Annotated in this window: 9 protein-coding genes; all 9 read left to right on the forward strand. The window is 44.3% G+C overall.

The window, feature by feature from the left end:
• The first annotated feature begins 29 nt into the window (after positions 1-29).
• The gene (locus DS742_RS18810) at positions 30-974 is read left to right on the forward strand and encodes an ROK family glucokinase (RefSeq protein WP_117418514.1); all 945 of its coding nucleotides are present in this window, start codon (positions 30-32) and stop codon (positions 972-974) included.
• Between the two features lie 342 nt (positions 975-1,316).
• Positions 1,317-2,987, forward strand: a complete 1,671-nt coding sequence (locus tag DS742_RS18815; protein WP_117418515.1) for a putative manganese-dependent inorganic diphosphatase — start codon at positions 1,317-1,319, stop codon at positions 2,985-2,987.
• A 15-nt stretch (positions 2,988-3,002) separates the two neighbouring features.
• Entirely contained in the window at positions 3,003-3,641 is a 639-nt protein-coding gene (locus tag DS742_RS18820) for a flavin reductase family protein (protein ID WP_117418516.1), read from the forward strand.
• The gene (locus tag DS742_RS18825) at positions 3,638-4,171 is read left to right on the forward strand and encodes a shikimate kinase (RefSeq protein ID WP_117418517.1); all 534 of its coding nucleotides are present in this window, start codon (positions 3,638-3,640) and stop codon (positions 4,169-4,171) included. Before DS742_RS18820 ends, DS742_RS18825 begins: the two co-directional genes overlap by 4 nt.
• Before the next feature lie 302 nt (positions 4,172-4,473).
• The gene (locus DS742_RS18830; protein ID WP_117418518.1) at positions 4,474-6,156 is read left to right on the forward strand and encodes a peptide ABC transporter substrate-binding protein; all 1,683 of its coding nucleotides are present in this window, start codon (positions 4,474-4,476) and stop codon (positions 6,154-6,156) included.
• Between the two features lie 90 nt (positions 6,157-6,246).
• Positions 6,247-7,194, forward strand: coding sequence for an ABC transporter permease (locus DS742_RS18835; protein WP_117418519.1), 948 nt, complete (start codon positions 6,247-6,249; stop codon positions 7,192-7,194).
• A complete protein-coding gene (locus DS742_RS18840; RefSeq protein ID WP_242996613.1) occupies positions 7,181-8,242 on the forward strand; it encodes an ABC transporter permease in 1,062 nt (353 codons plus the stop codon). Before DS742_RS18835 ends, DS742_RS18840 begins: the two co-directional genes overlap by 14 nt.
• Positions 8,243-8,252: 10 nt before the next feature.
• Positions 8,253-9,332, forward strand: a complete 1,080-nt coding sequence (locus DS742_RS18845) for an ABC transporter ATP-binding protein (RefSeq protein WP_205692774.1) — start codon at positions 8,253-8,255, stop codon at positions 9,330-9,332.
• Positions 9,322-10,266 carry an ABC transporter ATP-binding protein gene (locus DS742_RS18850; protein ID WP_117418522.1) on the forward strand — a complete coding sequence of 315 codons (945 nt, stop codon included), beginning with the start codon at positions 9,322-9,324 and terminating at the stop codon, positions 10,264-10,266. The genes DS742_RS18845 and DS742_RS18850 overlap by 11 nt, the downstream gene beginning before the upstream one ends.
• Positions 10,267-10,328 lie beyond the last annotated feature (62 nt).

Raw genomic sequence — 10,328 nt, forward strand, 5'->3', positions numbered from 1 at the left:
TACAAAAGCATAAAGGAGCGTATCTGGACATGGGAAAAAAGTGTGTTGGCATAGATGTGGGAGGAACATCTGTTAAGATCGGAATATTTGAAACAACAGGGGAACTTCTTCATAAGTGGGAGGTTGGAAGCAGAACGGAAGAGAACGGAAGATACATTCTGGATGATGTATCTGCTTCCATTCTGGAGACGCTTAAGAAGCATAATATCTCTCTTGATGAGGTCAAAGGCATAGGAATGGGGGTTCCAGGTCCGGTTATGCCTGACGGATATGTGGAGGTCTGCGTTAATTTAGGCTGGCGTGATTTATATCCGGGAAGAGAACTGAGCAGCAGGCTGGACGGAATTCCCGTGCTCTGCGGAAATGATGCCAATGTAGCAGCTCTGGGAGAGATGTGGCAGGGCGGTGGAAAAGGCTACGAAGACATAGTTATGGTCACTCTGGGCACAGGCGTGGGCGGAGGTGTAATCCTGGGACAGAAGATCATTTCCGGCAAACATGGACTGGCAGGGGAAATTGGTCATATCCATATCCGGGATGAAGAGACGGAGCATTGCAACTGCGGCGGTGTAGGCTGCGTGGAACAGATTGCAAGCGCCACCGGTATTGCAAGAGAAGCAAGGCGGAAAATGGCTTCTACAGAAATACCATCTGTTTTAAGGGACTTCGGAGATGACGTAACTGCCAAGGAAGTGCTGGATGCAGCCAAGGCAGGAGATGAACTGGCAAAGTCTGTTATGGACACAGTTGGTCATTATCTTGGTCTTACGCTGGCTCAGATTTCCATGGTCATAGATCCGGAAGTCTTTGTTATAGGCGGAGGAGTATCAAAGGCAGGACAATTTCTCATTGATGAAATATTCCGTCATTATGATTCATTTACCCCCATATCAAAAAGCAAGAGCAAAATTGTTCTTGCAACACTGGGGAATGATGCCGGTATCTACGGGGCGGCAAGACTGATTCTTGACTGATGATGCTGTAACAGAAAAGGAAGGCAGGGAGAATGGACGCTCTCTCTGCTTTCCTTTTGCGTTGGAAGGGAAATGTTCTCACTAAAAGCACGTTAGCAGCTGCCAACGCTTATTTACAATTTACTAAATTATGATATAATGGGAATACTTCACAAAGGATGAATCCTTGTAAAATGAGGAGACCCCGGCTGCCAGGCAGTCGGGGCAATTATGAAAAATCTATGTGCAATTTGACTATTTAAGCGTTTTTGTTTGTTTGATTTCTATACAATTAGTATAAAAAACACATGTGAACACAATATGAACGCTGTGTAAACAGATTATGAAATAAAGGAGGAAAGCATGGAAGAGAACCGTAGAAACAGAAAAACAATTGTGATTGGACATAAAAACCCGGATACAGATTCGATCTGTTCAGCTGTCTGTTATGCCAATTTAAAAAGGCTGCTGACGAAAGAAGATTATCAGCCGGGCAGAGCTGGGCGGGTAAACGAAGAAACCCAGTTTGTACTTAATTATTTTGGGGTGGAACCTCCGGAACTGATTGAGAATGTGAAGACTCAGGTGCTGGATATCGAGATAAGGGAGACCCGTGGAGTAAAGAAAAACCTTTCTTTGAAAAATGCGTGGAATATAATGCAGGAGGCCAATGTTGTGACTATTCCTGCCGTGACTGATGACGGAATGCTGGAGGGTCTTATTACGGTAGGTGATATTGCCAAATCCTATATGAACGTATATGACAGCAGCATTCTTTCCAAAGCCAATACCCAGTATGCGAATATTGTGGAGACTCTGGAAGGAAACATGGTAGTCGGTGAAACAGGAGATTATTTTAATAATGGTAAGGTGTTAATTGCCGCTGCCAACCCCGACATGATGGAATACTATATTGCAAAAGGTGACCTGGTTATTTTAGGAAACCGTTATGAATCCCAGCTTTGCGCCATTGAGATGGAGGCTGCCTGTATTATTGTATGTGAAGGAGCAGCAGTCTCCATGACGATAAAGAAACTGGCACAGGAACGCGGCTGTGCAGTTATGACTACTCCTTATGATACTTATACCGCTGCCCGCCTTGTAAATCAGAGTATTCCCATCAGTTATTTTATGAAGACAGACGGACTGATTACTTTTGAAGTAGAAGATCACATTGATGATATAAAGGATGTGATGGCAAGCAAGCGCCACCGTGATTTCCCTGTACTTGATAAGAATGGAAAATACAAAGGTATGATCTCACGCCGGAATCTCCTTGGTGCAAAAGGCAAACGTCTGATACTGGTTGACCATAACGAACGGTCCCAGGCAGTTGAGGGAATGGAAAGTGCTGAAGTTCTGGAGATTATTGACCATCACAGACTGGGAACTGTGGAAACCATAGCTCCTGTCTTCTTCCGCAACCAGCCGGTTGGGTGCACGGCTACGATCATATACCAGATGTATCAGGAGAATCATGCGGAGATTGAACCGAAAATTGCCGGTTTATTATGCAGCGCGATTATTTCCGATACTCTTCTGTTTCGTTCTCCCACCTGCACAGAAGCGGATAAGAAGGCGGCTCTGAGTCTTGCCGAGATTGCCGGAATCCAGGTGGAAAAGTATGCTTCATCCATGTTTGCGGCAGGAAGCAACTTAAAAGGAAAGACAGACGGAGAGATATTTTATCAGGATTTTAAGAAGTTTACATTTGGAAAGGTGAACTTTGGAGTGGGACAGATCAGTTCTTTAAACACCAAAGAGCTGGATGAATTAAAAGAGAGAATGCTTCCCTATATGAAAAAGGCAAGAGAGGAGCATGGGGTAGACATGATGTTTTTCATGCTGACCAATATTCTTACGGAATCTACAGAACTTCTCTGTGAGGGACAGGGCGCAAAACAGCTGATTACAACAGCGTTCCGGGCAGAAGATGCACAGGAAAACGGAGAAGACCATCTGGTAAGTCTCCCGGGTGTTGTATCCAGAAAAAAACAGCTGATACCCGCAATTATGCTGGCAGTACAGGAATAATGGGAGGCTGGATTCATGAAAGATAAGAATAGCAGAGAGTCCGGACTGGTGAAGCCATCAGGCAAGACAGACTGGAAGCCTGGAAATATGCTTTATCCGGTACCTGCTGTTATGGTGAGCTGTATGCGTCAGGGAGAAAAGCCCAATATCATTACGATAGCCTGGGCCGGGACGATCTGTTCTTCTCCTGCCATGCTGTCTGTTTCAATCAGGCGTGAGCGCTATTCCTACGATATTATAAAGGAAACGGGTGAGTTTGCAGTAAATCTGGTAACTGCAGATCTGGTGCGGGCAGCGGATTACTGCGGCGTGAAATCAGGTAGAGACGTGGATAAATTTGCTGATATGAAATTGACTCCCTGTTCCTTAACCAATATCGGGGTTCCTGGAATAGCAGAAAGTCCCGTGATTCTCTCCTGTAAGGTTACGGAGATTAAACCGCTTGGAAGTCATGATCTCTTTCTGGCTGAAGTAGTGGGCGTGACGGTAGACAGCCGGTATATGGATGAGCAGAATAAATTTCATTTAAATCAGTCTAAGCTGATTACCTATTCCCACGGGGAATATTTTGAACTGGGAAAAAAGGTGGGTAGCTTTGGCTATTCGGTCAGAAAGCCGGAGAAAAAGTCAAAGGACAGGAGGAAAAGGAAATGAGAAGGAACCAGAATCTTGATAACATCACATTAATCGGGATGCCGGCATCAGGGAAGAGTACGGTAGGCGTTCTTCTGGCAAAGCGTCTTGGCTATTCCTTTGTTGACGTGGATATTGTAATCCAGGAGCAGGAAGGAAGGCTGTTAAAAGAGATTATTGCCGAGGAAGGACAGGAAGGTTTTCTTGATGTGGAGAACCGGGTGAATGCAGAACTTTCCGTCCATAACAGCGTCATTGCTCCGGGTGGAAGCGTCATCTACGGAAAGGAAGCCATGGAGCATTTAAAGAAGATCAGCACAGTGGTTTACTTAAAACTCAGCTATGAAGCAGTGGAGGAACGGCTGGGGAATTTAACGGACCGGGGTGTTGTGCTGAAAGACGGAATGACATTAAAGGATCTGTATGAGGAACGGATCCCTTATTATGAGAAATATGCGGATATTACCGTTGATGAGACCGGAGTTGATGCGGGCGGTATCGTGGATATTCTAAGAAACATGTTGGAAGAACGTTTCGGTCTGGAAACGTAAGGGAATGAAAGCAAGACGTTGAATTGATAAGATTCTGCGTCTTATTTTATTTATATCAGCATATTTATATAGAAAAAGTACCGGTATTGTTGGCTTATTTAGGAGATAATCTTTTTATATAAAGTAAGTGATTGAAATATTAACTTATTGATTTTATTATATGGAGAAAAGTTGGAAAACTATTGACAAATATGGGAAAATATCATAAAGTTATAGAAAATTAAGACTAAGGTGTCTGAACAGGAAATAATTCTGCCAGATGCCTTTGTTTTTTTAATTTAATAGAATTGGGAGGTAGTTAAATGAAGAAAGCCATGAAAAAAATGGTATCACTGGGGATTTCGGGACTAATGGTCTGGTCTTTAACCGCTTGTGGGAATTCCAAACCCGCAGCGCCAGCATCAGGCACAACCCAGGCTGCAGCTCAGACAGAGGCGGCAAAAGCAGCAAAAGGAAATGCATTAAATGTACATATTGATGTGGAGGTCGCTTCCATGGACCCACAGATTGCTACCGATGGGACCTCATTTGAAGTAATTGCGGATACTACGGATGGACTTTATGAGTTAGATGCAGACGGAAATCCAGTACCGGCACTGGCAGAGAGTGTGGATAAGAGTGCAGATGGACTGACGCTTACCTATCATTTAAGAGATGCAAAATGGTCCAATGGAACGCCTGTCACAGCTAAGGATTTTGTATTTGCATGGAGAAGGGCAGTTAATCCGGTAACAGCCAGTGAATACGCTTTTATTGTAGGAATCGCAGGTATTAAGAATGCGGATGCAGTCTACTCGGGAGAAAAACCTCTGGAAGAGCTGGGAGTGACTGCGGTTGATGATAAGACACTGAAAGTAGAGCTTGACGTACCGGTACCATTTTTTGAATCTCTGATGGCTTTCCCAACTTTCTATCCGGTAAATGAAGAATTTTTCACCAAGTGCGGTGACCAGTATGCAAGCACACCGGATACGCTGCTGTCAAACGGACCATTTAAGATTACAGCCTACGAACCGGCTGCTACTACCATTACGCTGGAGAAAAATCCGGATTACTGGGATGCAGATAAGGTAAAGCTTGAGGGAATCAATTATCAGGTTATTAAGGATTCCCAGCAGGCAATGCTTGCATATCAGAACGGAGATTTAGATTTAGTTACACTTTCCGGTGAGCAGGTGGAGCAGTTCCAGGCTGATCCGGAATTTAAGAATATCATGGCAGGTTATTTATGGTATATGTCACCCAATACCAAAGTGGCAGGTCTTGAGAATCTCAATTTAAGAAAGGCTTTATCTCTCTGTTTTGACAAAGAGGCTGTTTGTGCAAATATTTTAAAGGATGGATCTATACCTGCGTACTTTGCAGTTCCAACCCTTCTGGCAACTGGTCCTGATGGAAAGGATTACCGGGAGGATGCAGGCAGCAATTATTTTAAGACGGATAAGGCAGAAGCTTTAAAATACTGGGAAGAGGCGAAAAAAGAACTGGGAGTGGAGAGCCTGACCTATACCATGATTGTAGAAGATACGGAATCTGCCATCAATGTGGCACAGTTCCTTCAGTCAGAGATTCAGACCACACTTCCCGGAATTACTATTAACTTAGAGCAGATGCCAAAGAAAAATCGTGTAGAGCGTATGCAGGCAGGTGAATTTGAGATTGGTCTTACCCGCTGGGGACCAGACTATGCAGACCCTATGACCTATCTGGATATGTGGATTACCGACAGCCCAAACAACTATGGATTCTGGTCTAATCAGGAATATGATTCCATCATCCAGTCTGCCAAGAAAGGGGAACTTGCACTTGATCCCGCTGCAAGATGGAAAGCTTTAATCGGTGCAGAAAAAATCGTTTGTGACAATGCAGTTATTTTCCCTGTTTACCAGAAGGGGAATGCAGTGATGCAGAAGACCGGTGTTGAGGGTGTGGAATTCCACTCCATCGCGATCAATCGTTATTTTAAGAATACAACTAAGAAATAAGACTTTGCGGGTTTTATATTCTGGCTGCCGGAGGGGTTGCAGGCCTTGCCTGTTATTCCTCTGGCAGCTTAAATTGGGAGGGTAACGTTTGTGAAACGATATATTGTAAAGAGAATCTGCATTTCGGCGGCAACTTTGCTGGCGATCCTGCTTATTTTGTTCCTGATGCTGGAACTGATGCCTGGTTCCCCGTTCAATGATGAAAAACTAACCCAGTCTCAGGTGGCGCTGCTGAATGCCAAATACGGTCTGGATAAACCGGTATTTATACGGTTCCTTAACTATGTAAAAAACATGCTTTCCGGCGACTTTGGGGTATCCTATACTATTTCGAAGAATACGTCAATTACCACACTTTTAGCAACCAGACTTCCCATTTCAATCAGAATCGGAGGGCAGGCAGTTTTACTTGGAACTGTGGTGGGACTGGTATTGGGACTCATAGCAGCTTTGAAACATAATACTATCTTTGATACCATAACAACGGTTATATCTGTTCTTGGTGTCAGTCTTCCTTCTTATGTGTTTGCACTGGGGTTGTCTTATACTCTTGGTTACCATTTTAAATGGTTTCCTCTATTGTATCAGCAGCAGGAAGCGGTGAAATCCTCCGTTCTTCCCACCATTTCCTTAGCCATGTTTACTGTGGCAACAGTCGCCAGGTTTACAAGAACGGAAATGCTGGAGGTCCTGGGTTCCGATTATATGCTGCTTGCAGAGAGCAAAGGACTTCCCGGATGGCGGCTCATACTGATTCATGGGTTAAGAAATGCGCTTATTCCCATTGTCACAGTCCTGGCACCGCTTGTTGTCAGCCTGATGACCGGTTCTCTGGTGGTGGAAAAGATATTCTCCATTCCTGGAATCGGAAGCCTTCTGGTTACGGCCATCCAGTCCAATGATTACAATGTGATCGTAACCCTGGCATTTATATATAGTGCCATGTATATCGGAATCATGCTTGCTGTGGATATTTTATATGGTCTCATTGATCCGCGAATCAGGCTGGCAAAGGAGGATGACTATGAGCAGTCATAATAAGGAAACAGTATCTATTGAATTCAAGCCGGATGACTTTTTACCGGCAGAAAACCACAGCATAGGAATTGACCGGGTTTATCCTGCACAGTCTTACTGGAAGGATGTCCTTTCCTCCTTTTTGAAGAATAAGGGAGCGGCAGCCGGTTTCATTGCTATTATTTTTGTTATTTTCATGGCTATTGCAGGTCCTTATATGAACGGTTATACATACAATGAACAGATTATAGCAAACCAGAATCTTGCTCCCAGAGTTCCGGTTCTGGAACGATGGGGAATTCTGGATGGTTCGGAAACTATAAGTACCTCCACTGGTAAAGTAACAGTGAACCGGTACACAGATCCTAAAAAAACCACCGGGCTTGAGAATACTTATTACTGGTTTGGTACGGATGTACTGGGGAGAGATATATTCACCAGGACATTTATGGGTACCAGAATTTCTCTCTATATTGCATTGATTGCTGTTCTTGTTGATATGTGCTTTGGTATGAGTTACGGTCTGATCAGCGGATATTTCGGAGGTACAGTGGATAATGCCATGCAGCGGTTTGCAGAAATTTTAAATGGAATACCCACCCTTGTCATTGTTACGCTCTTGATGCTGGTGCTGAAACCTGGGCTTGCAACCATCACACTGGCACTTGCCATTACTGGCTGGATAGGTATGAACCGGGTCGCAAGAGCCCAGGTGCTGAAGCTGAAGGAACAGGAGTTTATACTTGCTTCCAGGACATTAGGAGCGGGAGATTTCTACTTGATTTTCAAAGAAATACTTCCCAACATTTTTGGCCAGCTGATCATTATGTCCATGTTTTCCATTCCAAATGCGATCTTTACAGAGGCATTCCTGGCGTTTATAGGCCTGGGTGTCCCGGCGCCGTTAGCTTCTCTTGGTTCACTGATCAGCGATGCATTTAAGTCCTTTACTACCCATCCATATATGATCATATCCCCGGTGGTGGTTCTGGCAGTTATTATGCTTAGTTTTAACATGCTGGCAGATGGACTGAGAGATGCGTTTGATCCCAAAATGAAAGAGATGTAGGAGGCAGATTATGAACAAAGATAAGGTTTTGTCAATCAGAGAATTATCCATCTCTTTTCAGACCTCTGCCGGTGAAGTAAATGCCATCAGAGGAGTCAATCTGGATTTATATCAGGGGGAGACGCTTGCTATTGTTGGGGAATCAGGTTCTGGTAAATCAGTGACTGTGAAGGCGATTATGGGAATATTGAGTGGCAACGGAAAAATAAAAAGTGGGACAATTGACTTCACTTCCCGTAAGAAGGGGGAGGAGATGAGAGAGAATCTGCTGTCATTCAGCAAAAAAGAGATGCGCCGCCGGATAAACGGAAGACGGATTGCAATGGTCTTTCAGGATCCCATGACTTCCTTAAATCCTACCATGCCCATTGGCAGTCAGATTATGGAGGGAATGCGTTATCATTATAAAACCAGTAAAAAGGAAGCGTATGAAAAGGCGGTGAGGCTTCTTGATCTGGTAGGGATTACAGAGCCGGAAAAGCGAATGAAGAGCTATCCACATCAGCTTTCCGGAGGGATGAGGCAGAGAGTCGTAATTGCAATTGCCCTGTCCTGTGATCCTGAGGTTTTGATCTGTGATGAACCGACTACAGCTTTGGATGTGACCATTCAGGCTAAGATCCTGGAGCTGATTAAGGAGATTCAGAAAAAGACGGGAATCTCTGTCATCTATATTACCCACGATTTGGGAGTTGTGGCAAAAGTGGCTGATTATGTGGCGGTTATGTATGCGGGAAAAGTGGTGGAAAAAGGACTTTCAGAAGAGATCTTTTATGATCCTAAACACCCTTACACCTGGGGCTTATTATCTGCAATGCCGGATTTAAATACGGATGATGAGGTGCTGTACACCATTCCCGGAAGTCCCTTTAATTTGTTAAATAAAACAGAGGGTGATGCATTTGCAGAAAGAAACCGGTTTGCACTAAACATAGATTACCGCCTTGAGCCCCCAATGTTTCAGGTTACCCAGACTCATTATGCAGCAACCTGGCTTCTTCATGAAAATGCACCCGATGTGCCAATGCCGGAGGCATTACAGGAAAGGATTAAAAGAATGCGGGAGGAGGTGGTACTAAGTGGAGAATAAAAAACCATTATTGGAGGTCCGGGATTTAAAGCAGCATTTTAAGCTTGGAAGAAAGTTTTCCATAAAAGCTGTAGATGGGGTATCCTTTCAGATCTATCCTGGAGAAACCTTTGGTCTGGTGGGAGAATCGGGGAGCGGAAAGTCCACCATCGGAAGATCTGTGATTCGACTGTATGAGCCAACTTCCGGAGAGGTCTGGTTTCAGGGGGCTAAGATATCTGGAAAACTTTCCGCCGAAGAGACAAAGCATCTAAGAACCAATATGCAGATGATCTTTCAGGACCCTATGGCATGTTTAAATCCAAGAAAGAAAATTCTGGATATCGTTGCTCAGGGTATTGATATTCACCACATGTATTCCACGCCGGAGGAAAGGGAGGAAAAGGTATACCGGATTCTTGAAATGGTGGGCCTTTCCAGGGAACATGCCAACCGTTATCCCCATCAGTTTTCAGGAGGCCAGAGGCAGCGGATCGGGATTGCAAGAGCTCTTATTATGGAACCGGAACTGATTATAGCTGATGAGGCCATCAGTGCACTGGATGTTTCCATTCAGGCACAGGTAGTAAACTTAATGAAAGAGCTTCAGAAGCAGACGAAGACAGCCATATTATTTATCGCTCACGATTTATCCATGGTAAAATACATTTCAGACAGAATCGGAGTTCTCCATCTGGGGCATATGGTGGAAACGGGTACAACAGAAGAGATATTTTCCAGACCGATTCACCCTTATACCAGATCTCTGCTGTCTGCCATTCCAAAGCCGGATCCTGTATCAGAACGAAGCCGGATGTCGTTTACCTATGATATGAAAGGAATGGGAATTGATTATCCGGCAGGTTCAAAACATCATATAGCCGGGCAGCATTTTGTTCTTGGTACAGATGCAGAGGTGGAACGGTGGAAAGCGGTTGACTTTTTACAGAAATAAGGAAAGAGGGTATGGCTCATAATCTGACTGAGCATACCCTCTTTATGTGTGCGCCTTGCGGC

This window comes from Lacrimispora amygdalina (assembly GCF_003432035.1).
Lineage (GTDB): Bacteria > Bacillota > Clostridia > Lachnospirales > Lachnospiraceae > Lacrimispora > Lacrimispora amygdalina.